Here is a 26,014-nt window from a genome sequence, read left to right as displayed (position 1 = left end):
TCCTTCTTGGACATACCGTCCTTTTTATATTGCGGTTCCTTATAAAGGTTATAATTTAATTTACAGTGTAAAAGTTAAATTGTAAAAAGTGTTTGGTTATGTCGGTTCATCACATGCTTAATAAAGCAACTATTTACTTATTTCGTTAAACCCTACGTAGATCTGTATGAGTTCAGAGTCGTTAATTCGCAATTAATGGCGTTTCTCTTTCGATGTACCTCTCTCTTTTTATCCAATTAATTAATTTAGGTTCTTCGAGTACTAAATCCTTAAGGCAATCATGATTAGTGATTTTTTAAGGAAAAATTGGTATTGGGTTTTAGGTATTTTAGCATCTTTCCTGCTTTTCATAATAAGCCCTATATTATTCACCATAGTATTGATCATAATACTAATTATTTACTTTATTTTCATAAGGCGCAGGAAGAGTGAAGGAGGCGTAGGGGAATCGACGGTGACCAGGGTTAAGCTACTAAGGAGTGTGTCATCTCAGGGTATTAATGATTTAAGGATGAGTAAGGTTTGTCTCAGTATTGGTGTTGGTGATGGCATTATACGTGTTGGTGATAGGTGGATTTCGGCATTACGAATCAACGCCCTAGACCTCTCGCTACTTCGTGATGCGATTAATCTTGGAGCCCTCATCAGTGATAACGGTAATAATTACCTAGTTATTTATGGTGAGAACCCCGACGAAGTCTCCATCAGGCTTAACACGGCTGTTGAGTTGCTCAGGTCTCGTAATGTGCTGTTCAGGCAGTTATCATCCTCTGAATTAATTAGTGAGGTGGTGTTAAGATGGATGAGTTGAGTGAGAGGGGTAGGGAATTGCTTAGGAAGATCTTGAGTAGGGGTAGGATTGCCTATGACTCATTGAGTGAGGATGAAAGGAAGGTAATTGATGAGTTGGTGAGGCTTGGTTATGTCAGGCTCTATGTGGAACCAAATAGTAGGAGACTTGGTGATGCCTTGAAAATTATTGGCTCAACAGGCGGTTTTTACGTTAGTCTTAATTACATGAATTACTTATGCTTAGCATTGGCGTTGCTAATACCGTCATTATTCCTGTATCTATCAATAAGGTCATTCGTGATGGGTTACGCTGCGGTTGGTATATTCTTCCTAATTATCACATTGGGGCTTACCTACATTTCCATCTTAATTATTCGAAGGAGGAATTGCCGTTTAATTAAACCTTGAGTATCCTAATGCTATAATCATTGTATGTATCTATAACACCGTGGGTCAGCAGGACTAGGTCACCCTTAACCACCAAGCCGCTCCTTATTAATTGATTTAACGTCTCCCTCTCACCCTCATCATAATCCCTAACATTATCAATAAGTATCGGCTCAACACCCCAATAAAGCCTCAGCCTTCTAAGCACCTTCTCATCACTGACGCCCACGTACGTGGGCACCCTAGGCCTATACCTAGAAATAGCCTCAACAAACCTACCACCTCTCGAGTAAATTACTATCTTTGCACCAATATCCTCGGCAAGCTGGACGATGCCCAGGGCAAGCCTATCGGTTAAATTAGCCATAACACCCCTATCAACATGTACCTCATCCTCATACTCCGTGGCGACTCTCCTCAACCACTGTACGGCTTCTACAGGATACTTACCAACCGCGGTCTCCCCCGTTAATAATAATGAGTCTACACCCTCCATGACCGCATTCGTTATGTCCACAACCTCAGCCCTTGTTGGTACAGGCTGTTCTATCATTGACTCAAGCAATTGGGTGGCCACCATGGTAGGCACACCGCATTTCTGCGCCTCCCTTATTATCGAGCTTTGTATCCTGGGTATCTCCTCAAGGTCGAAGTGCATGCCGAGGTCGCCCCTTGCGACCATCACATAATCACTGGCGCAAATCACATCCTTCATGTTCCTAACGGCATCAGGCCCCTCAATCTTAGCCATTAGCTTAATCCAATCACCGCCAAGTCTCCTTAGCTCTGTCCTAACCTCCTCAATATCGTCGGAGCTCCTTACATGGCTTATCCCAACGTAGTCCATCCCAACCTCAACCGCGAACTTGAGGGCCTCCCTATCATAGTCATCAAGTATTGGTAATGGGTAATCCTTGCCCTTAATAACCACAGCCTTTTCCTGCGAAATAGTACCTGCGGTTAACGCCGTTAACACGGCATTACTTGCCGAGACCTTGTCAACGCGTAGTCTTAATCTACCGTCATTCATCACGATTATGTCATCCACGGTTATCACCCTAAAGAATGATGGACTTGGTATCGGCACAAACCCTCCATCCGACTTATCGGCAAACCTGAACTCCACGGAATCACCAACACCGAGTGTTATGGGCTTCATACTCCCCGTCCTGACGCCAGGGCCCCTCAAATCACCCAGTACCGCTATGTCACTCCTAAGGCTCCTGGCGTTCATTATCCTTGACCTCCACTCCTCAGCACTTCCGTGGGAGAAGTTTATCCTAATCCCATCAACGTACTTAATTAATTCCTTTAATACCTCAGGTTTCTCCGATGATGGGCCTATTGTCGCAATTATTTTTACCTTACCCACAGCATTGCCTCACCACTAAGATTATTAAATCTTAGGTGAATACGGGGATTACTGGGTTTACTAGTTATAATGATTAATCCATAATACTTATAGACACCCGCGGACCCAATAATTGTATTGCCTTAGGTGATTTACTTGCCTAGGCTTGACGTAGCACCACATATGGAGTTGCTTGGTGAATCTGCCGTACTGTATTGGGGTGATGAAAGGATAGCAATTCCTAAGCTCAAGCATGGGGTACTCTTCCTAATGAGTGGTTATATTGGTTCTCAAATTAATGGCTGCGAGTATAAAATACACCTAGATTACCTAAGAGGTAGGATTGTTAATGAGGGCGTTATTGGTGGTCTTCAGGAACACGCAAAGCAACTTGGCGTTGATGAGGATGGCCTTGGCCTTGAACTTGGTTGGAACCCGGTAATAGTTAACCGTGGTGATGAAGGAGTTTACTTCTTCAATTCCAAAATGAGGAACTGGATAGGTTATGCAGACTTTAGTAGGCGATTCATTCAGGAGGTATCTCTAGTCATGGTTAGGAGGGATGTACCAATACTTGGCCTGCCAGACCTAGTAATAAACCTGAATAATAAGCCCATGTATATAGTGGAGTTAAAGACCACGAACAACCCAGCGAACCTGAAGGTTGTGAGGGGTAGGGAGGCTTTGCAGGCCGAGTCGTATTTCCACATGATGAGCTACCTAGGGCTTAATCCACGCGGTGTTGCGGTTATAAAGGTCGTTAGAGGCTCTGAATTTAGGGTGATTGATAATATAGATGTAATAATTAAGTATCTGGAGGGTGGTGAGGATTTCGTAAGGCTTGCAAGGCATGCCGTTATTCATAAGATAAATGTTAGGGGATTCAATGACTTCCTCAAGGATGTGGATTACTCCCTTGACTACTGGCTTGGACTTAGAAATCCAAGACCATCACCAAGTAAGGGGTTATGTTCAAACTGTGAGCACAGGAGGTATTGCCCATATAGTGTTGTTAGGTGATCCTCGGTAATGATAATAACAATATAACCAACACGTACATTATTGGTGCAACTATCAACAATACGAGCAGGGAAGGTATAAATGCGTAGATAAGGCCGAGGATTGCCTCAATCATTGTCAACCAAGCCCACGTGGTCCTAAACGCCTTACCTAGGCATGCAGCACGTCCAAAGAGGAATTGACAATTAACTACCTTTCTTAAATTCGTATCCACAGAACCCTCGACAACCCTAACCTCACCATTAACCTGAACACCTGCGTGGGCAAGTAACTTTAATAATGACGTGGAATATTTCGTGAAACCAACGCCATCATGAAACGATATATTCACCCTGATTCTCCTAACAATCTCAGCAAGGTTCATTGATTGAACGAGCCTCTCACCAAGTTCCGAGGCCAGGGCCCTCCTAATGCTTAGGAAATTAACCACACCCGTGGGTTCACCAGTCCTTACATCAAAGGGCGTTATTAAGCCACCGGGTAATTCGAGGGATGATGGGTAAGGCACGAGTATATCCGTGACCCCTATGCCATCTGTGCTCACGGTTAAGTTAAACAATCTAATGCTTGGTGAAAAATCCATTATTCTCCAAGTATTGCTCAATGAAGGTACGTAACCCCTAAAGAATTGTATTACGGAACCATCATCCCTAACAAAGTACATGGTCATATATGCATAAAAACCCCTTAACAACACTGATGTACGCCTTAAGGCGTTCATCACAATTAAATCCATAGACAATGGGCAGGAATCCCCCGTACGTGAATGTCTCGTCAGTTCACGAATAATCACGGTCTTACTCCTCCACCCAATTACTGATGTTACAATTAGGGTTACGAAGATTACGATTCCAATTATGAACTGATTTATTAAATATGCCATTACTTAATAAGGATCGCATTCTCTTTTTAAATTATTTTATCATCCTACCTTCAGCTTTATTCATAATCTTTTATCATTATAAATAACGCATAAAGTTTATAAATTATCATATGCGACAGTTGCCGATGAGTATTACTGTTGACAAAGTAATAAAGAGGGAACCTCTCGTAATAAATGAGAACGCCACCATTAAGGAGGCGATTAATATAATGAGTAGGGAGAACGTAGGTCTACTGGTGATAGTTAATAATGCCGGTAAGCCAATAGGCGTTATATCAGAGAGGGACATAATTAGGGCGTTAGCACGCGGTAAGGATTTAAACGCTAAGGTAACCGAGGTTGGCACGGTCGGTAAATTAGTAACGATAAGCCCCAGGGATAGTATCTATAAGGCTGCCCTGTTAATGAATGATCATAAGATAAGGCACCTAGTGGTTATGGATAACGATAAATTACGCGGTGTGATCTCAATTAGGGACATAATCAGTGAGGAGAGGGTTGTCTCGAGACTGGCTGAGCTTGCGGAGGCTAAGCCATCCGAGGCCGAGGCAGTCGGTGCTGATTAAAAACTTAAATACGGGCAGTAATTATTAAAAACGATGAGTTTTCTCAGGAAGTGAAATGGAATCGTTTAAATCAAGGGTTGAAGAGTTATATGGCGATTTTTTGAGGGAGATTAGGGAGATTGAGCGAAAATGGCAGAGGGAATGGTATGAGAAGGGCATATTCAATGCAGACCCAAAGCCGGGTAAGCCTAAGTACTTCATAACCGTACCCTACCCATACGTCTCAGGCTCACCGCATATAGGGCATGGCAGGACATTCACGATAGGCGACATAATAGCCAGGTATAAGAGGGCCAGGGGATTCAACGTCTTATTCCCCATTGCATGGCACATAACCGGAACGCCGATACAGTCCGTGGCTGATAGGATAATGAAGGGCGACCCAGACGACATAAAGTTATATTCCTGGTACGTGAGCCTATACGTAGACGACCCAAATAAGGTTAAGGAAATATTGAGTACATTCACGAATCCCTGGAACATAGCCCAGTTCTTCGCCTCGGTCTACATCAGGGACTTCATGTCCATGGGTTACTCAATGGACTTCAGGAGACAGTTCACGACGGGTGATCCGGATTATAATGCATTCATTATTTGGCAGTACTACAGGTTGAGGGACGCCGGTTATATAACGCAGGGCAGTCACGTGGTCCTTTACTCACCGGATGAGAATCAGGCAGTGGGTGAGCATGACATTAAGGGTGGGGATGAAATAACCATAGACATACTCGAGTTCAACTTGGTGAAGTTTAAGCTTGAGAACTCCAGTGAATACCTTGTTGCCGCCACGCTAAGGCCTGAGACTATATACGGGATCACGAACGTGTGGATCCACCCAGGTGTTGAGTACGTGATTGCGGAGGTTAATGGTGAGAGGTGGATAATCTCGAAGCCAGCGGCCTGGAAGTTAAGTTATCAGGGCTATGATGTTAAGGTTATTGGTTCAATACGTGGTGGGGAGTTGATAGGTAAATACGTAATTACACCACTCATTAATAGGAAGGTTCCCATACTGCCTGCTAACTTCGTGGATGAGAATACAGGTACCGGCGTCGTCTATAGTGTGCCTGCCCATGCGCCTTACGATTACGTGGCCTTAATGGACCTTAAGAAGGATGAGAAGACGCTGAGTAAGTATGGGATTAAGGAGGTTGTTGAGTCAATAGAGCCCATAAGCATCATTAAACTACCTAATTACGGGAAGTACCCGGCTAAGGACGTAGTTGAGAAGCTCGGTGTTAAGGACCAGGGCGATAAGGAGAAGCTTGACGAGGCTACGAGGATTGTGTATAGGGAGGAGTTCTACAATGGCGTTATGAAGGAGAATACGTTATTCCCTGGATTAAACGTTAATGAGGCTAGGGAGAGGACGATAAAGGCATTGAATGAGCAGGGGGCGTGGGGTAGGATGTACGAGTTGGAGCCTAGGAATGTGTTTACGAGGAGTGGTAACCCAGTCATTGCAGCTGTGATTAAGGACCAGTGGTTCCTAAATTATGGGAACCCTGAGTGGAAGGCGAAGGCCTTCAGGTGTCTCAACTCCATGAGGATAATACCTGAGAAGTACAGGAAGAACTTCGAGGATGTGTTCAATTGGTTGTCAATGAGACCCTGCGCAAGAAAGAGGGGATTAGGCACGAGACTGCCCTGGGACCCTGATTGGATAATTGAGTCCTTAAGTGACTCAACGATTTACATGGCGTACTACACAATAGCCCATAAGATAAGGTCGAGTGGCCTTGATAAAAAGTTGGGTGATTATGCCAAGAGGGTCATAGGTAGTAAGGGGAATGATAAGGAGGCCCTAGATGCAATAATAGCATTCTTCAACTACGTGTTCCTGGGCGAGGGTGATCCAGGGCGTGTGGCTGAGGTGTTCGGCGTTGATAAGGAATTGATCGAGGACATGAGGAGGGAGTTTGACTATTGGTACCCTGTGGACGAGAGGCATAGCGGCCCCGACTTAATAAGTAGTCACTTAAGCTTCTTCGTGTTTCATCACGTCGCCATATTCCCCGAGAAGTATTGGCCAAGGGCCATAACCTTTAATGAGTACGTGATTAGGGAGGGCATGAAGATGAGTAGGTCGTTGGGGAATGTGCTTCCGCTTCCTTACATACCGAGGAAGTACAGCACGGACCTGGCAAGGCTTTATTTAGCTTCGGCTACGGACCTGGACTCAACGCTTGATTGGAGGGAGGATGACGTAGCCAGTGTTGCGAGTAGGCTTGTTAGGTTCTGGAGTCTAGCTAATGAGATTATTAAGGAGGGGAGACCGTCGGTTAGTGTTGATGTTAGGAATGCATCGTTGATCACGCAGTGGCTAATCTCTAAGGTGAATAGGGCAATACGTGATTCAACAATTGACATGGATAATGAGAACATAAGGGGTTACACGCTTAAGGCGTTCTTTGACCTGCTCTCGTCGGTTGAGAAGTACCTGGAGATTGCGGGCATAATTAATGTAAGTAGGGATGAGGTTAGGTGGGCTTTGTGGTACGTCCTTGAGCGTTGGGTTAAGCTGTTGCAACCAGTCATGCCTCATATTGCTGAGGAGCTTTGGCATAGGATGGGTAATGGCACGTTCGTATCCCTAGAACCCTGGCCTGAGTACAGTGAGGAGTTAATAAATGATGAGTTGGACATTGCCCTAGACCTCATTGAGAGGGCTGTGGAGGATGTGCAGGAGATACTCAGGGTTACGAAGATAACGCCTAAGTCTGTGTACCTATACGTGGGTCCACCAAGTGAGTATTATCAAATAGTTAACGAGGCCATTAGGCTTATCAATGAGGGTAAGACGATGGGTGAGGCGATAAGGGCGATAGTGGGTAAGCCGGAGTATAGGCGTATGGCTGATAGGGTGGCTAACCTGGTATCTAAGGTTGTTGATGGTACGATACCGAGGAAAATAGTTAGTAGGGAAATGGAACTAAGGGTATTCAGGGAATTGAGCAGTTACATTAAGTCAAGAATAGGCGCTGAAGTTATTATCCAGGATGCAACTAACCCAACCTATGATCCCGGTAATAGGGCTAGGAATTCACTGCCTGGGAGACCTGCCATATACGTGGAAGCCATGAAGGAGAATAGGTAATGCCATTTTTAATTCAAAAATTAAATTGTACAGGGGGTGTCAGGCGAGTAGCCGCCTTGGTGGCTCGCCATCATCCGCCCCCATCATTGGTAATCATTTCTAATCCCTTAATAAGCATTTGATCGATACTAGTTAATGAAATCATTTAATTAGTAGTGATGGGTCTATGGGTATCTTGGTTATCCTCCTATTAACGGCCCTCTCAATGGCTCTTGTTAATGCCGGTAACACGCCAATTAACGGCCCCTCGGCGATACCCTTAGCCGGGAGTGGCGCATTGGACTTTCCTTCCTCGAGGTAATACCACTTAACGTTAAATGACTCCATTATACTCGGTATCCAATACTCACTGAAGGTCTGTGTCAGTGGGTTACCATCATTGTCGTACTTAACCTCCTCCAGCACGACCTCGCCAAAGCCCTGAATAACACCACCAATTACCTGCCCCTCGGCGAGCATTGGGTTAACCACCAGGCCTACGTCGTCGATGGCCACGTAATCGAGTACCTTAACCAACCCCTCCTCAGTAACCTCGACCAGGGCCACGTGGGAACCGTATGGGTATGTATAGCCATTTAAGCCGAAATAGGTCATCTCCTCAAGCGAGGGTTCGACGGGATACGTCCATGTACCACCAATGCTTGCGGTTAATGCGTTTGCCATATCCTCAATACTTAGTGACTTACCGCTCTTAACATCCTTAACAACGCCATTTTCGTAAACCACATCCTCGTAGTTAACACCCATTAACGCAGCGCCGACCCTCCTAAGCTTATCCTTAAGCTTTCTTGCAGCAAGTAATGCGGCATTACCAGCCAGTGTCAGTGTCCTACTGCCGAACGTGCCAAAGCCCTCACCAATAAGCTCGGTATCACCCCATGAAACCTCCACCCGGCTTATGTCAATGCCGAGTTCATCAGCCACTATCTGCGCTATTGCCGTTGCATCGCCCTGCCCATGGGGTGCCGCGCCAATTATCACGAGGACCTTACCATCAGACTTAACCCTAACTGATGCCGACTCCCAAGGCCCAAAGTTATTCTGCTCAATGTAAAACGACAATCCAACGCCGACTCTTCTACCCTGCCTCCTTAGTTCCTCAGCCCTCTTCTCAAAGTCCCTGTAATAACCCTCGGCAATACTGAGTAGGTGCAGGTAATTACCACTATCATACTTATGATTGAATGGGTTGGTGTAGGGAAGTTCCGTCACTAGGTTCCTCCTTCTTATTTCTATGGGGTCCATCCTCAGCTCATCGGCGGCCATGTCCATTATCCTCTCATAAACAAAGGCGGCCTCGGGCCTACCAGCCCCCCTGTACTGGTCGAGTGGCGTCTTGTTTGTTTTGACTCCGTAAACCTCCACAAGCACGTTCCTGAGTTTATAGGGCCCCGTTATTAACGTGGACGTTATGTCGGCGAGGTAATAACCATGGGTTGCAACGCCAAGGTCTATTATTAATTCATCAATTAATGCCCTCCACTCGCCACTCCTTGTAAATCCAGCCTTAATCCTATGTATTTGGGCCCTGCTATGGTATGTACTTAATAAGTCCTCACGCCTAGTGGCTACCCACTTAACGGGTCTCCTGTAGATAATGCTTGCGTAAGTGACTATGTAGTCCTCAGGGTATGGGAACATCTTCGAACCAAAGGCGCCACCCGTATCGGCCTGGATGACCCTTATGTCACTGACGTAGTTCCTGAAGGCGTCGAGGAGGAACTTACGCATGTAATGGGGTGCCTGGGTTGAGGCGTAAACCGTTAGCCTTCCCTCCTGGTACACTGACAGCAATCCCCTTGGCTCCATTGCAGCTGGGTACACCCTACCGATTTCGAGTTTGGTCTCGATAACGACATCACTTTTTGCCAGCTCCTCCTCCGGGTTTCCAGCCTTGTATGTCCACCTATAGCCAATATTGCTTGTGTCTTCCACAGCCTTTACCTTGTCCTTGACAGCCTCCTCTGGGTCGACGACGGCGGGTAATGGCTCGTAATCGACCTGTATATAATCAAGCGCATCATATGCCTTGTACCTATCCTCCGCAATCACTGCGGCTATTGGGTGCCCCACGTATAGGATTTCGTCCTTAGCCATGGGGAAGTTCCTGGGCCTATTCTCAACCTCAATGTTCAACCCAGTTATGACGCCAACAACGCCAGGAATCTTCAGCGCGTCTTCGTAATCAACCCTCAAAAGCCTCGCGTGGGGTACTGTACTCCTCAGTATTGCCATATAGAGCGTTCCTGGGTATGCTATGTCATCGACATACCTTGCACTACCCGTGATGAACTTAGGATCTTCAATCCTCTTAACACGAGCACCTACGTAAGGCATTAGTGCCATGTAGGTAAATAAGTTTTTAGTGATTATCCGCCGAGTAGTTTAGCTGAATACTAAAGTAATGCTTAATTAGTATGACCGTAACCGCACTACCGTGTATCCTCCAAAATTCGGTTACATAAGGGTTACGTCATTGGAGGAGGCGGTTAAGGTCCTCGAATCTGATGAGAATGCGAAAATACTTGCAGGAGGGCAGAGTCTCATGCCTATGCTTAAGCTTAGGTTGATTAGGCCATCATACCTAGTCGATATTAACAGGGTGCCCAATCTATCATACATAAGCATTGAGGGCGATAAGATAAGGATTGGCGCATTGGTCAGGCACCACCAGGTGGAGATTAACCGCGACCTCTGGAAGATATACCCAGCACTACCCGAGACTGCAATACAAATCGGTGATCCGCAAATTAGGAACCTGGGAACAATGGCTGGGTCACTGGCACATGCCGACCCAGCGGCGGATTGGCCAGCAACATTAATAGCGCTTAGGGCGTCGGTGAGGATACTCAGCCCATCGGGGATTAGGGAGGTGCCCGTTGAGGACTTCATAACGGGCCCATTCACCACAGCGCTGGGTAGGGGCGAGGTCATTAGTGAAATTGTGATACCTAGGTTAAGTGGTACGGTAAAGTCCTCCTACGTGAAACTTGAGCGTAAGGCCGGCGACTTCGCGGTTGTCGGCGTTGCAGTAATGCTTAGGCTTAGCCCCGATGGTTCTGTGGAGGACGCAAGCATTGGCATTACAGCTGCAGGGCCCAAGCCGTTTAGGGCCCGTGAGGCTGAGAAGGCCTTGATTGGGCGTAAATTGACGGATGACGTTATTGAGGACGCGGCTGAAAGGGCAATGAAGGAGTCAAGTCCAATAAGCGACATTAGGGGCTCGGCCGAGTATAAGAGGGCTATGGTTAAGGTAATGACTAGGAGAGCCATTAAGAATGCACTGTCGAGGTGATGGACATGGCAGTGACACTAAAGGTTGGGCCGGAGGAGAAGGTTAGGATTAGGGTTAAGGTCAACGGTGTCTGGTACGAGAGGGAGGTGGAGCCCAGGAAATTACTCGTTCACTTCCTAAGGGAGGATCTTGGGCTTACGAGTGTGCATGTTGGTTGTGATACTGGTCATTGCGGCGCATGTACAGTCATAATGAATGGGGTTAGTGTCAAGTCCTGCCAGGTACTCGCGGTCCAGGCAGATGGCGCGGAGATCCTGACGCTGGAGGGCTTAGCCAAGGACGGCAAGCTACACCCAATACAGGAGGCCTATTGGGAAAAGCACGCGTTACAGTGTGGTTACTGCACCCCAGGCTTCATAATGGAGACCTACTGGTTGCTGGGTGAGAATCCTAACCCAACCGAGGAGGAGATTAGGAGGGGTTTATCAGGAAACCTGTGCAGATGCACTGGTTATCAGAACATAATTGAAGCCGTTAAGTTGGCTGCTCAGAAATTGAAGGAGCTAAAGGCAACGCAATAGGCAGGGAATTTCAAAGTTTAAGCTCGGTAGGTCTCCACGAACATGACTGCTCCTGTATCCTGCCCTCGAGAGCATCCTTAATAAACTTCCTTGGATCCTTAACCTCACGCATTGGTTTACCACTCGCATTTCTAATGAACATCATAACCTCAGCAAGTATGCTAAGGGCAATCTCGCCCGCGGTCTTAGCACCAATGTCAAGCCCAACGGGTGAGTGCAGCTTGCTTAATACGTAATCAAGGCTTAATCCCCTCCTGACCATGTCCGCAATCATGATGGCAGCCCTCCTTTGGCTTGCGAGTAGGCCTATGAACTTAGCATTGTGCTTAAGGGCTATGTAGAGGGCCTCGGCATCATAAGGCTTACCGCCCTCATTTGCTATTATTACGATGGAGTTCTCATCAACGAGCTTTTCAAGGTCCCTGAGATCATTACTTATGAAATACGCACCGCTAAAGCGGTCTTTATCTATGTCGCCATTACCCACAACAGCCACGTAATAACCAATGGCATTACCAACATCAAGTAATGCCCTGGCTATGAGTCCTGAGCCAACCACGATTACTGTAGGTCTCGGTTCCACGGGCTCTAGAATAACCCTAACGTTGTTTATTACGGCCTCGATGGTCCTATTCTCAGCCAACGCCTTACTGGCTAGTTCCAAGACCTCATTACCTGTGGCAATGCCGAGTAGGGACTTCCCATTAACTACTATGTCGGATATCACATTATCGCCAACAAGCATCTTAACAATGACTATTTTATCACCCTCCGAACTAACCTTTGTCAAGGCCCTGAAGAATTCGCAGGAAGACACCGGCTAACTGATTAACCGGGCTAAATAAGCGTTTTTACGCGGTTAATGAATAATTATGCGTAAGCCGGATGAAGTCCTTAAATACTAAATCATGAGGTGTTTCCTCAATGAGCGTGCCAAGATCAATGCATAAGGAGGCAGGTCCTAGGACCGCCAATTTCTTCGTGATAACCGTGTCCACCTCACGTTATAACGCAAAGGTGAGTGGTCAACCATACACCGATGAGTCGGGGGACCTGGCGGAGTCCATGCTCAAGCAGGCTGGGCATAGGGTTGTTGGCAGGGAGTTGATAAAGGATGACCTGGTCATGATACGCTCACTGGTTGATTCCTTACTGCTTCGTGATGATGTGGACGTGATAGTGCTCACGGGTGGTACGGGGCTTGCCAGGAGTGACGTAACGATAGAGGCCCTTAGACCACTCTTTGAGAAGGAGCTCGAGGGCTTCGGCGAGTTGTTTAGGCAGGTTAGTTATCAGAAGATTGGTACTGGCGTAATAATGACGAGAGCTACCGCTGGGGTTGCCAGGGGTAAGCTGATAGTGGCCTTGCCCGGCTCGCCGGATGGCGTTAAGACTGGGCTTGAAATAATACTTCAGGAATTACCTCACATACTTTATATAATTAGGTCTTAGTAAGCATTCACTTATTTAGTTGATTAAAAATGCATATTTTGCACAAATCATTCTAGATTTTAATGCGTGTTTCTTAGGGCATTTGATGACACCGCTACTCGCCATAATACCGCTGGCTGGTTCAGGGCTAATGACCTACTACACATATGAAAATATCAAGTATGTAAATGTGTGTCTACCTGGCATCTTTCATTGTGATAGGTTCAACTTCATAGTGCCAAGGAGGATTAGGCTATTACTAGCTATTGGGGCTGCCGTTGTTCTATTCCTAATAGGACTCCTAATAATAATGAACATACTAATGATTGCACTGGCCCTATCAATAATCGGCTTAATAATTGGTGTTTACGGAATATACCTACAGGTGAGCCACAGGGCCTATTGCATGTATTGCTTAACCACAGACATAATCCTACTACTAACCACACTATTGATAATAATTAATCCGTGAGTGGGTTAATCCGCAATACTCAAGAGCCCAGGTTTAATGTTAGGAATTGGCGCATGAGGAATTTAGTGGTGGCATTGTTCAGCGTGGTAGGCACGATATCCATGTGGTACAACTTCCTAGCCTACAACATTATCGCATCAATAATACTAACAAGATCAGCACTGCATTTAGGCCTATTATTGTCTTTCACAACAATATTCGTAGCATTCATTGCAAGGCCCATTGGTGCTTATGTCTTTGGCTTGGTTGGCGATAAATTCTCTAGTAAGTCATCGTTAGTTTCGACTCTCGTGATCATGGGTATTTCAACTCTCCTAATATCGATTATTAAAAACACGTGGTATACCGCATACGAATTATTGGTCCTAAGGGTAGCCCAGGGAATGGCTCTCGGTGGTGAGTGGGCATCAGCATCGGTCCTTACGTACGAATCCGTGAGGGGTAGTGTTGGTAGGTTTCTAACGAGCCTCGTGCAACTCGGTGTTCCACTGGGTATGTTATTAACGACCTTCGCGGTTATTCAGTGGCGGTTGGCGTTATTAATGGGATCGTTATTAAGCCTCTCATCAGCCGCGGTAATCCTAACACTTGCACAGCAGGGCGCTGGATCCATTAATTGGAGGCCGACATTCCGCGTTGAGGATGTTAAGAGGATTGTAAGGGCTATCGGTGTTAAGCTTGGTGAGAGTTTGAGTTTTTACGTGTACACATCCGTACTACTCCTATACTTTAGCGTGCGTGAGGTTTCAAGCCTAATAATCACGGCCACAATCTCCCTATTGATATTCACGTTAATAATGTCATTAATCATGACTAGGATGAGCCCAATTAAGGCGTTACTACTCGGTTACGTTTTCTTCTCCCTGGTGAATGCCTTCATGTTTAGGATAGAGCCATTACCCCTCTTTATTCTCTTTGGCATAGCCGACGCAATAACCTACACACCACAATCGCTATACCTAGTATCACTATTCAGAAGTGATGTTAAGCACGTTAGCGCTGGCGTTTCTTACCACGTGGCCAGTTCACTGGGTGGTTTAACCACGTACCTAATATCACTATTAATATCAATATATGGTATTGATACGGGGCTTATCACCATACCCACCCTATTACTGGTGTCCTGCATAATCTCGATAATCGCCCTATTAATTTAAGTACCGTTGGAATTACTTATAAATAAGTTTAACATTGACCCACCGTATGGCGAGGGTTCACTATGATGGTTCCTTTGAGGTTGATAAGCCTAGGGATGTGGTTTATAACTTCCTCATCGACCCGAGGAACATAGCCTCGGTAATACCCGGTGTTGAGTCTGTGGATGTGATTGACCCAGATAACTTCAGGGTTAAGGCAAGTATGGGTGTTGGGGCTATTAAGGGTACGATAAACATAACCGCTAAGTTCACCGAGAAAAAGCCACCCGAGAGCGCCAAGGTCGTTGGTAGGGGCACGGGGATGCAGAGCACCATGGACTTCGAAATTGGTTTCAGACTTGAGGAGCCAAGCCCAGGTAGGACCAAGGTTAATTGGTACTTCGACGGCAACGTGGGCGGCCTAATAGGCTCAATGGGAGCCAGGGTACTAGACCCAGTGGCCCAGAAAATAGTTCAGGACAGCGTGGAGAAGTTAAGGCAGAGGCTCTCGTGATGACTTACGTGGTTAAATAAACCCTCAATGAGATAGGCATTGACCTATTTCTCATTACACCCACCTAAGTAATGTTAAGGATAGACTTCAATCTACACCAAGAGGAACCATTAGATCGACCACAACCATTATTCCTTTTCAGGAGAAGTTAAAGTCACTATGGGCAATACTTACTTAAGGTCGTTGTTTAACCTTGTTCATGTCGGTGATCGAAACCCAAAAACTTATTAATTTTTATTTTCACAACTCCGTCTTGATAGGTATGAGCCTGATACTTAAGCCTAAGGAGACGGCTTTACAAAAGCCACACCTTAACCTAGCGGTTATAGGGCATGTTGACCACGGCAAATCAACACTGGTGGGCCACCTACTGGTGGTTACTGGCTATGTTGACGAGAAGGGCTTCAAGGAGCTTGAGGAGCAGGCTAAGAAGATGGGTAAGGAGGACTTCGTATATGCCTGGGTAACTGACAGGCTGAAGGAGGAGAGGGAGAGGGGTGTCACGATTGAGGCGATGCACGTAGGCTTCGAGACGCCCAAGTACTTCATAACAATCATAGACCTACCGGGCCACAGGGACTTCGTCAAGAACATGATAGTAGGTGCAAGCCAAGCGGATGCCGCATTACTCGTTGTCTCCGCAAGGCCTGGCGAGTTCGAGACGGGCATTGGACCACAGGGTCAAACTAGGGAGCACCTATTCCTAGCTGCCACGTTGGGTATTAGACAGATAATAGTGGCTGTTAATAAGATGGATGTCGTCAACTACGACCAGAAGAGGTATGAGCAGATCAAGGCTGAGGTCAGCAAGTTCATGAAGCTACTCGGCTATGATCCATCGAAGGTACCCTTCATACCGGTTAGTGCCCTGAAGGGCGACAATATTAAGGAGAAGAGCAGCAACATGCCGTGGTACAATGGGCCAACCTTATTAGAGGCACTTGATGCGTTACAGCCGCCGCCAAGGCCTGTTGACAAGCCATTCAGGCTACCAATACAGGACGTCTACACAATAACAGGTGCAGGTACGGTGGTTGTCGGTAGGGTCGAGACTGGAGTGCTTAAGGTTGGTGATAGGGTTGTCGTAATGCCGCCTGCCAAGGTCGGTGATGTCAGGAGCATAGAGACGCACCACATGAAGTTGGAGCAGGCGCAGCCCGGCGATAACATTGGCATTAACGTTAGGGGTATTGAGAAGGAGGACGTTAAGAGAGGTGACGTGATGGGCCACCTAGCCAACCCACCGACGGTTGCTGAGGAGATTGTGGCTAGAATCGCCGTTCTATGGCACCCAACGGCAATAGGCCCAGGCTACACACCAGTACTCCACATACACACGGCGACTGTGCCAGCACAGATCGTTGAGCTAATAGCCAAGCTGGACCCAAGGACGGGCCAGACCGTGGAGCAGAAGCCTCAGTTCATTAAGCAGGGTGACGTGGCGGTTGTTAGGCTTAAGCCGCTTAAGGACGTGGTTGTTGAGAAGTACAGTGACTTCCCAGGGCTTGGTAGGTTCGCCCTCAGGGACATGGGTAGGACAATAGCCGCTGGGCAGATAATCGAGATTAAGCCGAAGAAGGTTGAAATTAAGGCGTGATGATTAATGCCGAGAAAGGCGCGAATACGCATTTGGGGAACAGACAGTAAGCAGGTTGATGACTTAGCCAATGAGATAGTAGGCATAGCTAAGAAACTTGGCGTTAAGGTCTCAGGCCCAATACCACTGCCCAGGAAGAGATTGCTGGTAACGGTTAGAAGGGCGCCAAGTGGGCAGGGATACCACACGTACGACCACTGGGAGATGAGGATCTATAAGCGATTAATAGACATGGACGCTGACGAGAGGGCCATTAGGCAGTTAATGAGGTTAAGGGTTCCCGAGAACATAAAAATAGAGATAGAACTTGTGGACTAATTTCCATTATCCACGCCTAAATCTCCACATAAAATTCCTTAAACTTCAACTTCATCTTTTAATATTCAATCAGCGCTCAGCCACTCATCATTGAAATAAATCCAATCAGCGGGCTCTAAAAAATCGTCACCTACCAGCAATGCGCTCACAAGGTAAAAAGCCTTTCCCTGATGATTAACATAACCACTTAATCAAGCATAACCCCTCAGCCTATCGTCACAGCAGGGGAGTCTGCGCTCGGATGATATACTCGGTACTCAACATAATCTTAAGTGCTTCATAATCCCTCTCTACCTGGGCTTGGGAAATTTTGTTCTGTGTTTGTTTCGTTGTTTGTGTGTATGTGTTGTGTATTTTTCTTAGCGTTTTCCTGGTGTTGGTGGGTTGTCGAGGGTGTGGTAGGTGAGGTTAGTGTAGGGCTTGTACGCCCTACTCCCGTACCTGACTAGGGCTTTCAATTAAGTGCTTATTCCATTTCAGCACTGGGTTGGTAGTGGCTTATTAGTTCGGTTGATGAATAACCTTATGGATGTCTCCATGGCTCTTAACGGCTTAAGGATTTGCTGGGGCGTCAAGGTCGAGGGCGGTAAGCGATTAAGGTGTGGCGAACCAGTCAACGATCCAAAAACAATCGAGGAGGTCAATAGGCTAATCAACGAATTTCTGAAAAGAGTCGAGAGACGCAAGGATGTATTGTTGAGTGAGTCGAACACACCATTCGACAAGGCAATCAACGAACTAAGCAACTGGCTGACGCTGATGGAAACGAAGGTTAAGGAGACCAACGATGAAAACATCATGAGGATGAGGAGGGCAATGATAAACATTGGCGAGAAAATGCTCACGTTAGCAAAACAAGCCAGGGAGAAGTGGCTGACAATATACCGAAAAGAGCTCGAGAAATTAATCGAGGGGCTAAGGAAGAGAGAAGTTAAAGTGATCATTAATGGCGAACCATTCAATATCAAAAGGAGTTTTATAGCGCACCTATACACGGACCATCTTTCAATCGCAATAACTAAAATCAGAGGAAGTGGCGTAACAATAAACATATCATTGGTTGGCTCTAGGGGTACTAACATCATAACTTCCAAGTTGTTCAGTGACGATACATTGAGGCCAATGCAGTACGGCTGGCTAATGACCGATGCCTCAATTACGCACGATTATCCGACGATGGGCACGAACCAGCTTTGGCAGTCTGTGATGTGGATACTGACATGGCCCAGGGAAAACTATGTACATATATATGGCGTGAATCTTAATGTGAATGATGTTAATATCAAGTGGTATTTAGTAGCCCGCGATCATAGGAATAAATTCACTAATAAGGTTAAAGTTGCCGAGGAGGCATCCAAGCTTGATGATGAGAAATTCCCGATATTTTTTACTATCTGCCGTATTAGGTGATGGCGATGTTGAGAAGAAGAGGATTAGGCTCACGATTGGCAATCCGAAGCATAATTTGTGGAAAGATATTATTGAGAGGATGAAAGCCATCGGATTCAGGTATGATGAACGCAATGAACGTAGGGCCAGAATACGCTATAAAATTGCTAGCTCAAAAGCCGTTGAGCTCACTAGAAAGGGACTTAATGATCCATTAATTAAGACTTTGATTGAGGACTTGAGCTCCCTACCCGATGCCATGAAGCTCAGAAAACTAATGACGCTAGCTAGCACGAGGATTAAGCCGAAGGGTAGCTCGTCAGTCGAGGTCATCAATGGAGTACAAATGAGCATACGTGTAACTCGAAATGGGTATATCGAACTTGTTATTAACCGTAGTATGCTCGAGGACGCAAAGGCGGTTCAGGAAGCCTTACAAAAGGCTGATTACGATGCTAAGTTATCTCAACGAGGTAAGAAATTTGTGGTCTTCATAAACAAGGACGAAATTGTGAGACATCCAGTGCTGGTCGTTAAGGTCTGTGAGGTTCTGAGGAGGATGCTTAATGAGACAATGAACGAAGGTAAGATCGAGAGAGCTCGATCAGTGACCAAGGCGATGATTAACCTAAACTGCCCCGCCCAGGGCCCACGGGCACAATAAAACATTTCTTCCCATACGGCTTACTTTACCGAACCGATATAAGAAAATTTAACAAATTACTATAAAAGTGGGCTCTAAACTCATCATCTACTGGTGCGTAATCACGTATTGAGGGTAAAAAGCCTTTCCCTGATATAGAAGGACTCAATGGATTATTACGAAGGCAGACACATTATTTCTTAAATTCAGCATAGAACCGACTCTTCACCATTCTGCGAACTCGGCATTCATCACTCGTAACACCCTCATGGCATAGCACTTATTCCTTTTTGTGCGGTGATTCGAGTAACTAAGTAGTAAATTAGCATTGATTACTTAGGACTACTTAGGGATTGTAGTCTCCTTAATGAAATATTAACGAAACATAATAACCCATAAAGCCTATTTTACGGCTCATCTCATAGGCTGAGTAATGCAATGAATTTACGTTGATTTAAATTGTTAAATGTCCAGAGTAGCATGATTTATTAATACGTTGTATTATTTACCTTCGTGGTATTGTGATTACGGATCATTAGTATGTAATTAAGTCCATCACTCAACGCCTCAACGCTTGCCTTGATTATACTTGTTGATACACCCACAGTCCTCCACCTAGTCCTTCCATCATCAAATTCCATGAGAACCCTCACTACACTCTCCGTACCCTTAACCTCACCAGGGATTATAACCCTATAGTCAGTGAGCTTTACATTATTGAGTTCAGGGAATAACTTGGAGGCGACGCTCCTCAACGCCTTATCAATTGCGTGAACAGGCCCAACACCCTCGGCGACGCCAAGCTCTCCATTAACTTTTACTATGGCCACGTGCATGTCATCATCACTAACGACCTTCCAATACTCAACCCTCAACATATCGTTATAGAGCCCCATCTCCCTAAGGGCTATGAGTATTGCTGAAGCAGGGGCTAAATCGAAGCTATACCCCCTATTCTCAAGGTCCTTTATCCTCTCAAGGGCACGCCTTAACCTCGGGTCCTCCTTACTTATGTTAAAGCCTAGGTCCTTAAGGTATACGAGTATGTTTGATGAGCCGGCGAGCTCGGAAACCACGAACCTCCTCGTATTACCAATGAGCTCGGGGTCTATGTGCTCATAAGCCTTAGTTACCTTGGAAACACCATCAACGTGCAAACCTGCCTTATGGGAGAAGGCGTAATCACCCACGTATGGCTGGTACGGGTTTGGGTTTAAACCCGCCGCCTCATAGACGAACCTGGATATCACCTTTAACTTCCTGAGGTCATCAATACCCCTAAGCACTTTAAAGCCTAGTTTAAGCATTAGGTTTGGTATTACCTGGGTTAAATCGGCATTGCCCGTCCTCTCACCAAGCCCATTAATGGTTCCCTGCACATGACGCGCACCAGCCAATACACCCATTATAGTGTTAGCCACTGCGCAGCCAGAGTCATTATGCATGTGAACGCCAACCGTAACCCTTAACTCCTTCACAACCTTACCCGTTATTTCGTAAACTTCGTGGGGTAGCATGGCACCGTTTGTGTCCGCAAGGACCACGGTATCCGCCCCAGCCTCCTCGGCAGTCTTAACAACCCTAAGCGCGTAGTCCGGGTCCTCCCTAAATCCCTGATAGAAATGTTCAGCATCGAAGATTACCCTCAATCCATGGTCCTTAAGGTAACGAATACTATCGTAGACCATGTCCAGGTTATCCTCAGGACTAACCCTAAGCACCTCCCTAACGTGGAGTATCCAGGACTTACCAACCAGGACCGCTACCTCAACGCCTGAATCCAGTATAGCAGCCAGGTTAAGGTCATCCTTAGCACTGACGCCCTTCCTCCTAGTCATACCAAAGGCCGCAAGCTTAGCGTGACTTAGTGAGTAATTCCTCATCGCCTTAAAGAACTCGGCATCCTTAGGATTACTGCCAGGCCAACCACCCTCTATGTAATCAACGCCGAGGTCATCGAGCATCAGGGCAATCCTAACCTTGTCATTAAGCGTGAACGAAACACCAGTCATTTGGGCTCCATCCCTAAGTGTCGTGTCCAGTACCTCAACCCTCACGGATTTCTACACCACCGTTAACCATACACACCTAGGTTATAGTGGGTATATATAAGCATTACCTATCAACAATAATATATTGAGAACCTAACCACCACCAAGATCCAATAGGCTTGAATTCAGTAAGAAATCTAATTATGGTATTTGAGGGGATATAAAACTTAAATAGTAGCGTGCATGCCATGGAATGTGGGGTCTAGCGAGTTCGTTGTGGAGGGTCCCGTGATAAAGGTTGGTGATAATATAGACACTGACGTGATAATACCAGCCAGGTACCTTGTTTATACGGACCCATCAATACTCGCCAAGCATGCCATGGAGCCCTTAATACCGAACTTCTTCGAGAAGGCTAACAAAGGCGTGATCCTGGTTGCAGGTAGGGGCTTTGGCATGGGCTCAAGCCGTGAACAGGCGGCCATAGCCCTAAAGGCGGCTGGCGTTAAGGCTGTATTGGCCGAGTCCTTTGCCAGGATATTCTATAGGAATGCAATTAACAATGGCCTACCAGTGCTGGTGGTGCCTGGGGTTAGTAGGGAGGTAAATGATGGTGACTTCGTGAGGGTTAATGTGGGCACAGGAGAGGTTATTATTAACAATGGTCAGAAGATCCTAAGGGCCAGGCCAATAACGGGCATGGCCCTTGAGATATTAATGAGCGGCGGCCTACTCGAGTATATAAAATCACGGTATAAACCATAACCGATGCGCATCAGAGCACAATCACCATATTAGAATTTACTGAATAAGCTTAGCCAGTGTTAATACCAGTGTTAATAAATGATAAGTGAATAAAGGATTGTTTTAAAGATTTTACTTAATTTATTAGCCATTGCAGTTGTAGGCGCCTTGGTAATAATTTGTTGCGTTTACTATGAATCCGAAGGTTGAGATGCCGAAGACGTCAGATGCGTTTATTAAGGACAAGTACCAAGCAATGTGATACAAGTTATTCGTAGGGGCTTCAATTTCAAACTCGGTATGTATTAATGATATTGACGTGTTCGGTGGTAGTGTTAAACCGATTAAGTCGAGTAATATCTCAGCGGGTTCAACGCCAATGGTGCCAAGGGTCACACCCAACTGGGCAGGACTAACGCCGTAAGTCGTGGTTAAGCTCTCTAGCGTTAACCACCAGGCATAAAAGGAGCTTATTGGCTCTGATGATATTACTCCGCATCCTGGTCCTTGTCTTCCGTATACCCAGCTTGCGTATGTTACTATGGTTGATTTGTTTAGAGCTGGGTATCCAAGCCCCTGCTCCGCAAGTAATATTAGGACTTTGTATATATAGCTGATTGGCCCATTGCCATAATCAGTGCCGTAAACGAACCAGCTTGTTGACGACACACTAATTACTTCTGAAATGACGACATTACCCACGTAGACGTAACCCGTGTGAATGTTGTAATAGTACTCTGTATAATTAGCCAGGGCGAAGGAACCATCGTAGGCAAAGTAGAAACTACCAGGCTGAGTAAGATAACCACTATCACCAATATCCATTATGGGCGGGTTCCAATTTACACTTGCCTGATAAGAGGTACCGATTGTACTAAATCCACCATTCTCATAATAACCAACCGCATCCCAAGTAAACCTGCCGGAATAAAACACATCAATTAGAAAATCTAATCCATAGTTCTTATATTCGTTCGTAATTCCCTGACTCCACGTTATCCAATCCAGTGGTATCGGTCCTGTGAATCCGTAGCAGTTTAGTATTGGGTAGTAGATGTATGGTCCATTGGTGAGTTTTGGCGCGGTTGGGCTTTGCTCAACGCAGTTATACTCCGTATAAACGGGGTCTTTACTCGCCGAATTAATTACGGGTTGACCCTGCGGTAATTGCTTAACGGGAACCACCCTAAATGGCTTTGAGCTTAGGTTTATGTAGGCTGTTAGGACTATGTACTTGATTCTCCCTGGGTTGCCCATGACCCAGCCAATGTTGTATGGTACTGAGTACGCCTCAATCCAGCTTTCATTCCTCGTGAAGTCTATGTACGTGATGAATACTAGGAGTGAGGTGTTGTACTCATTAACGCTTGGGTTGAAGGATAGCCACCTATTGGCTATGAATAACCAATTCGTGTTATTGAACGGCACACTCACCATAGAGCTAAAGCCATAGGCAATGGGCACGATGTGCCTAGGAGTCAAACCATAAACAGCCACGAAGGCTTGAACCGGGTAGATCCTAGAACCATTGATTGCGTAAACCCTAACAACCAAGCCAGGAGAAACCGAAATCGACGTCGACGAGTAGTAGGAAATCACGCCATGAGGAAGCCTAAGACTCCCAACAGGACTGGGCTGAGCCCTAACGAAGGAAAGCACCGAGAAGACAACGGACAAGGCAGCAATAACCAAAACTAATAACCACCCCACTCTCAAACCCATAACCATCAGAACCTTTTATTTCGCGGGACTTTTTTAACTTCGGGTGTTCATAAAAGTGAACCGAGCAAAGTTGAAGATTTCCAGTACAGCCGAGAAATAACATGTGGCTTAATCACAGTAGTGCATATCATTGATTCTTAATTTCTTACGCATGTAGAAACTCATCGAATGTACTAGTTAATGATATGGCGACGTTATAGTTTAAATGAGTTTAATGATGTCATTAGCTTACGCTGTTCACTAGTATTGCGCGCTTCTGAGGGTCTGGCCTTGTTAATGTCGTAATCTACGAACATCTACTTACCACTACCGGCCGTCAGGATAACAATACCCAACTCCTCACATAACTTATAACTTATCATTTATGATAACCTTCTCCTCAATATGCGATATGACTGCATCGCAGGTTATATCTCGGGTCTCCTTATCGTCGGTTATCACCGCCACCTGCACGGAATTTGGTACTACGTATTCCCTTATTGGGCCACCGGCGGTGCCTAACTCGACTAGGTAGGCATTATCTGGCGGTGGCCATAGCGATAAAGCCCTAGCCAAATTGGTATTAATAGCTGTGGCCTCTCGGTCTCAAAGCCCGTATTGACCAGCGCAGTCGTGATTATCCTCCTCTCCCCTGCCCTTATCCTCACCCTCACCTTTAATCTCAACCTCACCCTTACCGCCATGGCTAATCACCCATATATGCCCAATCCTACCCCTAACCCTAGGATTACCCACAAAAACTACCCTTATAATGAATGGTTAATAAATCCTAACTTACGTAAGGTACTTCCTGGGATCAACGAATTTACCATTCAACGCTGCTGCGGCAGCCACGGCAGCGTTAGCCAGGTAAACCTTACCCTCTGGCGAACCCATTCTACCCTTGAAGTTCCTACTGCCCGTAGACACAGCCACCTCCCCAGGGCCGACTAATCCAAAGTGACCACCAAGGCATGGGCCGCAAGTCCCGTAAGTCACCACACAGCCAGCCCTCACCAACGTATCTATGTACCCCAGTTCCATAGCCCTTATGTAGATCTCGCGCGATGCGGGTATTGCCACGCACCTACTCCTCACTTTGCCATTCCTAAGTATCTTAGCCGCAACCTCAATATCGCTAAGCCTACCATTTGTGCATGAGCCTATGAATACGTAATCCACATCCAAACCCTCAACCTCACTTATCGACTTAACATTATCAACACTATGCGGCGTGGCCACGAGTGGTTCGAGCCTATTCAACTCCACATCATAACCATCGACATACCTAGCATCTGGGTCTGGCGTCACTGGCTTGACCTCAACACCCCTCCTCTCCTTAATATGCCTTACAGTCTCGCTGTCAGGTATGAACATGGCCGCATCGAGGCCGAGCTCGATACCCATGTTGGATACGGTGGCCCTATAATCCATTGGGAATGCCCCTGGATCCTCAACAAAGAACTCAGCAGACTTACCATTAAGCCCCTCAGCCCTAAACACACTAAGTAAGTGTAATGCAACATCCTTACCGTAAACCCCAGGGCCTGGCCTACCGAGTATCCTGATCCTAAATGGTTCAGGGACCACGAGCCAGGTCTTACCTGTTATCACTATGGCGGCTATGTCACTGGCCCCAAGCCCCTGGGCAAAGGCGCCCACGGCGCCGACAGTCGTCGTATGGCTGTCGGCGGCCATAACTACCTGGCCGGGCAATGCGTAATGATCAAGGAGTAGCTGATGCAGTATTCCATCGCCAACATCATGGAAGAACTTAATGCCGGCTGCCTTCGCGAACTTCCTAAGCCCAACCTGAATCTCGGCTGCCCTCTCCGTGGGTGGTGGGGCCAGGTGGTCGAAGGCCAGGACAAACCTATTCACATCCCAAACCTTAACAACTCCCATCTTCTCCATAACCTCAACCACGTGATAGCCCGTGAGGTCATGAAATGCGGCTAAATCAACATTTATCTCTACAACATCACCAGGACTTACGTATTTACCTGACGCCCTGCTTAGTATTTTCTCGGTTAGTGTTAAGCCCATTAATTCTCAGGAATATATAGTGTTTATATGGTTTATCTCATAATACAGAGGTTATGAATAACATTACTACCATTTTTCTTCATGGAATTCCATTGTTAAATCTAAATAATGAATTAAGGC

25 protein-coding genes are annotated in these 26,014 nt (G+C 46.2%); 16 read left to right on the top strand and 9 right to left on the bottom strand.

Annotated features, from left to right (window positions below):
• Window positions 1–454 precede the first annotated feature (454 nt).
• Both VDIS_RS03535 and VDIS_RS03530 read left to right on the top strand, forming a co-directional pair.
• Window positions 455–811, top strand: a complete 357-nt coding sequence (locus VDIS_RS03535) for a hypothetical protein (RefSeq protein WP_245522563.1) — start codon at window positions 455–457, stop codon at window positions 809–811.
• Window positions 799–1,200 (top strand): hypothetical protein, encoded by a 402-nt coding sequence (locus VDIS_RS03530; protein ID WP_013335836.1) that lies wholly within the window; start codon window positions 799–801, stop codon window positions 1,198–1,200. The genes VDIS_RS03535 and VDIS_RS03530 overlap by 13 nt, the downstream gene beginning before the upstream one ends.
• Here VDIS_RS03530 and pyk read toward each other — a convergent pair.
• Window positions 1,190–2,551, bottom strand: a complete 1,362-nt coding sequence (gene pyk / locus VDIS_RS03525) for a pyruvate kinase (protein ID WP_013335835.1) — start codon at window positions 2,549–2,551, stop codon at window positions 1,190–1,192. The two genes, VDIS_RS03530 and pyk, sit on opposite strands and share 11 nt — an antisense overlap.
• A gap of 135 nt (window positions 2,552–2,686) precedes the next feature.
• On the opposite strand from pyk, the gene VDIS_RS03520 reads away from it, so the two are divergent.
• A complete protein-coding gene (locus tag VDIS_RS03520; RefSeq protein ID WP_245522562.1) occupies window positions 2,687–3,550 on the top strand; it encodes a hypothetical protein in 864 nt (287 codons plus the stop codon).
• Here the strand turns inward: VDIS_RS03520 and VDIS_RS03515 are convergent.
• Window positions 3,543–4,433 (bottom strand): hypothetical protein, encoded by an 891-nt coding sequence (locus tag VDIS_RS03515; protein WP_013335833.1) that lies wholly within the window; start codon window positions 4,431–4,433, stop codon window positions 3,543–3,545. The two genes, VDIS_RS03520 and VDIS_RS03515, sit on opposite strands and share 8 nt — an antisense overlap.
• Window positions 4,434–4,558: 125 nt before the next feature.
• On the opposite strand from VDIS_RS03515, the gene VDIS_RS03510 reads away from it, so the two are divergent.
• Both VDIS_RS03510 and leuS read left to right on the top strand, forming a co-directional pair.
• Entirely contained in the window at window positions 4,559–4,999 is a 441-nt protein-coding gene (locus tag VDIS_RS03510; RefSeq protein ID WP_013335832.1) for a CBS domain-containing protein, read from the top strand.
• Window positions 5,000–5,054: 55 nt separating this feature from the next.
• Window positions 5,055–8,096: a leucine--tRNA ligase gene (gene leuS, locus VDIS_RS03505; protein ID WP_013335831.1), complete on the top strand. Its 3,042-nt coding sequence runs from the start codon at window positions 5,055–5,057 to the stop codon at window positions 8,094–8,096.
• Between the two features lie 141 nt (window positions 8,097–8,237).
• Here the strand turns inward: leuS and cutA are convergent, their stop codons facing one another.
• The gene (gene cutA / locus VDIS_RS03500) at window positions 8,238–10,433 is read right to left on the bottom strand and encodes a glyceraldehyde dehydrogenase subunit alpha (RefSeq protein WP_013335830.1); all 2,196 of its coding nucleotides are present in this window, start codon (window positions 10,431–10,433) and stop codon (window positions 8,238–8,240) included.
• Between the two features lie 100 nt (window positions 10,434–10,533).
• Between cutA and cutB the strand changes: the two genes are divergently transcribed.
• Window positions 10,534–11,391 (top strand): glyceraldehyde dehydrogenase subunit beta, encoded by an 858-nt coding sequence (gene cutB / locus VDIS_RS03495; protein WP_013335829.1) that lies wholly within the window; start codon window positions 10,534–10,536, stop codon window positions 11,389–11,391.
• Window positions 11,391–11,912: a glyceraldehyde dehydrogenase subunit gamma gene (gene cutC / locus VDIS_RS03490; protein WP_013335828.1), complete on the top strand. Its 522-nt coding sequence runs from the start codon at window positions 11,391–11,393 to the stop codon at window positions 11,910–11,912. The genes cutB and cutC overlap by 1 nt, the downstream gene beginning before the upstream one ends.
• 10 nt (window positions 11,913–11,922) lie before the next feature.
• Here the strand turns inward: cutC and VDIS_RS03485 are convergent, their stop codons facing one another.
• Complete coding sequence (locus tag VDIS_RS03485) at window positions 11,923–12,729, bottom strand: XdhC family protein (RefSeq protein WP_013335827.1); 807 nt, start codon at window positions 12,727–12,729, stop codon at window positions 11,923–11,925.
• A 107-nt stretch (window positions 12,730–12,836) separates the two neighbouring features.
• On the opposite strand from VDIS_RS03485, the gene VDIS_RS03480 reads away from it, so the two are divergent.
• The 8 genes from VDIS_RS03480 (at window position 12,837) to VDIS_RS13005 (ending at window position 19,433) form a co-directional block, all read left to right on the top strand.
• Window positions 12,837–13,364, top strand: a complete 528-nt coding sequence (locus tag VDIS_RS03480; RefSeq protein WP_013335826.1) for a MogA/MoaB family molybdenum cofactor biosynthesis protein — start codon at window positions 12,837–12,839, stop codon at window positions 13,362–13,364.
• 85 nt (window positions 13,365–13,449) lie between these two features.
• Window positions 13,450–13,815 carry a hypothetical protein gene (locus tag VDIS_RS03475; protein ID WP_013335825.1) on the top strand — a complete coding sequence of 122 codons (366 nt, stop codon included), beginning with the start codon at window positions 13,450–13,452 and terminating at the stop codon, window positions 13,813–13,815.
• Window positions 13,812–14,972: an MFS transporter gene (locus VDIS_RS03470; RefSeq protein ID WP_013335824.1), complete on the top strand. Its 1,161-nt coding sequence runs from the start codon at window positions 13,812–13,814 to the stop codon at window positions 14,970–14,972. The genes VDIS_RS03475 and VDIS_RS03470 overlap by 4 nt, the downstream gene beginning before the upstream one ends.
• A gap of 46 nt (window positions 14,973–15,018) precedes the next feature.
• Window positions 15,019–15,465 (top strand): SRPBCC family protein, encoded by a 447-nt coding sequence (locus VDIS_RS03465; RefSeq protein ID WP_013335823.1) that lies wholly within the window; start codon window positions 15,019–15,021, stop codon window positions 15,463–15,465.
• Between the two features lie 262 nt (window positions 15,466–15,727).
• Window positions 15,728–17,062, top strand: coding sequence for a translation elongation factor EF-1 subunit alpha (gene tuf, locus VDIS_RS03460; protein ID WP_013335822.1), 1,335 nt, complete (start codon window positions 15,728–15,730; stop codon window positions 17,060–17,062).
• Window positions 17,063–17,068: 6 nt separating this feature from the next.
• Entirely contained in the window at window positions 17,069–17,380 is a 312-nt protein-coding gene (gene rpsJ, locus VDIS_RS03455) for a 30S ribosomal protein S10 (protein WP_013335821.1), read from the top strand.
• Window positions 17,381–17,893: 513 nt separating this feature from the next.
• Window positions 17,894–18,790 (top strand): hypothetical protein, encoded by an 897-nt coding sequence (locus VDIS_RS13010; protein WP_245522561.1) that lies wholly within the window; start codon window positions 17,894–17,896, stop codon window positions 18,788–18,790.
• Entirely contained in the window at window positions 18,744–19,433 is a 690-nt protein-coding gene (locus VDIS_RS13005) for a calponin homology domain-containing protein (RefSeq protein ID WP_013335819.1), read from the top strand. The genes VDIS_RS13010 and VDIS_RS13005 overlap by 47 nt, the downstream gene beginning before the upstream one ends.
• Before the next feature lie 467 nt (window positions 19,434–19,900).
• Here VDIS_RS13005 and cimA read toward each other — a convergent pair whose 3' ends face one another.
• Window positions 19,901–21,469 (bottom strand): citramalate synthase, encoded by a 1,569-nt coding sequence (gene cimA, locus VDIS_RS03445; protein WP_013335818.1) that lies wholly within the window; start codon window positions 21,467–21,469, stop codon window positions 19,901–19,903.
• Window positions 21,470–21,646: 177 nt separating this feature from the next.
• On the opposite strand from cimA, the gene VDIS_RS03440 reads away from it, so the two are divergent.
• The gene (locus tag VDIS_RS03440) at window positions 21,647–22,168 is read left to right on the top strand and encodes a 3-isopropylmalate dehydratase small subunit (protein WP_013335817.1); all 522 of its coding nucleotides are present in this window, start codon (window positions 21,647–21,649) and stop codon (window positions 22,166–22,168) included.
• 123 nt (window positions 22,169–22,291) lie between these two features.
• Here VDIS_RS03440 and VDIS_RS03435 read toward each other — a convergent pair whose 3' ends face one another.
• The 4 genes from VDIS_RS03435 to VDIS_RS03425 all read right to left on the bottom strand — a co-directional run bounded on the left by VDIS_RS03435 (window position 22,292) and on the right by VDIS_RS03425 (window position 25,894).
• Window positions 22,292–23,839, bottom strand: a complete 1,548-nt coding sequence (locus tag VDIS_RS03435) for a hypothetical protein (RefSeq protein WP_245522559.1) — start codon at window positions 23,837–23,839, stop codon at window positions 22,292–22,294.
• 378 nt (window positions 23,840–24,217) lie between these two features.
• Window positions 24,218–24,424 carry a hypothetical protein gene (locus tag VDIS_RS03430; RefSeq protein WP_052885759.1) on the bottom strand — a complete coding sequence of 69 codons (207 nt, stop codon included), beginning with the start codon at window positions 24,422–24,424 and terminating at the stop codon, window positions 24,218–24,220.
• Between the two features lie 30 nt (window positions 24,425–24,454).
• On the bottom strand, window positions 24,455–24,604 hold the full coding sequence (locus tag VDIS_RS12805; protein ID WP_171804837.1) for a hypothetical protein: 150 nt from the start codon (window positions 24,602–24,604) through the stop codon (window positions 24,455–24,457).
• A 39-nt stretch (window positions 24,605–24,643) separates the two neighbouring features.
• Entirely contained in the window at window positions 24,644–25,894 is a 1,251-nt protein-coding gene (locus VDIS_RS03425) for a 3-isopropylmalate dehydratase large subunit (protein WP_013335815.1), read from the bottom strand.
• Between the last annotated feature and the right edge of the window lie 120 nt (window positions 25,895–26,014).

Origin of the sequence: Vulcanisaeta distributa DSM 14429, assembly GCF_000148385.1 — an archaeon.
Lineage (GTDB): Archaea > Thermoproteota > Thermoprotei > Thermoproteales > Thermocladiaceae > Vulcanisaeta > Vulcanisaeta distributa.
This window is presented reverse-complemented; position numbering and strand designations above follow the sequence as displayed.

Coding starts and splice junctions, on each gene's coding strand:
- VDIS_RS03480 (WP_013335826.1), top strand. CDS start 12,837: ATGAGCGTGCCAAGATCAATGCATAAGGAGGCAGGTCCTAGGACCGCC.
- rpsJ (WP_013335821.1), top strand. CDS start 17,069: ATGCCGAGAAAGGCGCGAATACGCATTTGGGGAACAGACAGTAAGCAG.
- leuS (WP_013335831.1), top strand. CDS start 5,055: ATGGAATCGTTTAAATCAAGGGTTGAAGAGTTATATGGCGATTTTTTG.
- tuf (WP_013335822.1), top strand. CDS start 15,728: ATGAGCCTGATACTTAAGCCTAAGGAGACGGCTTTACAAAAGCCACAC.
- VDIS_RS03530 (WP_013335836.1), top strand. CDS start 799: ATGGATGAGTTGAGTGAGAGGGGTAGGGAATTGCTTAGGAAGATCTTG.
- VDIS_RS13005 (WP_013335819.1), top strand. CDS start 18,744: ATGATGAGAAATTCCCGATATTTTTTACTATCTGCCGTATTAGGTGAT.
- VDIS_RS03510 (WP_013335832.1), top strand. CDS start 4,559: ATGAGTATTACTGTTGACAAAGTAATAAAGAGGGAACCTCTCGTAATA.
- VDIS_RS13010 (WP_245522561.1), top strand. CDS start 17,894: ATGAATAACCTTATGGATGTCTCCATGGCTCTTAACGGCTTAAGGATT.
- VDIS_RS03440 (WP_013335817.1), top strand. CDS start 21,647: ATGCCATGGAATGTGGGGTCTAGCGAGTTCGTTGTGGAGGGTCCCGTG.
- VDIS_RS03515 (WP_013335833.1), bottom strand. CDS start 4,433: ATGGCATATTTAATAAATCAGTTCATAATTGGAATCGTAATCTTCGTA.
- cutA (WP_013335830.1), bottom strand. CDS start 10,433: ATGCCTTACGTAGGTGCTCGTGTTAAGAGGATTGAAGATCCTAAGTTC.
- VDIS_RS03475 (WP_013335825.1), top strand. CDS start 13,450: ATGACACCGCTACTCGCCATAATACCGCTGGCTGGTTCAGGGCTAATG.
- VDIS_RS03465 (WP_013335823.1), top strand. CDS start 15,019: ATGGCGAGGGTTCACTATGATGGTTCCTTTGAGGTTGATAAGCCTAGG.
- VDIS_RS03425 (WP_013335815.1), bottom strand. CDS start 25,894: ATGGGCTTAACACTAACCGAGAAAATACTAAGCAGGGCGTCAGGTAAA.
- cutC (WP_013335828.1), top strand. CDS start 11,391: ATGGACATGGCAGTGACACTAAAGGTTGGGCCGGAGGAGAAGGTTAGG.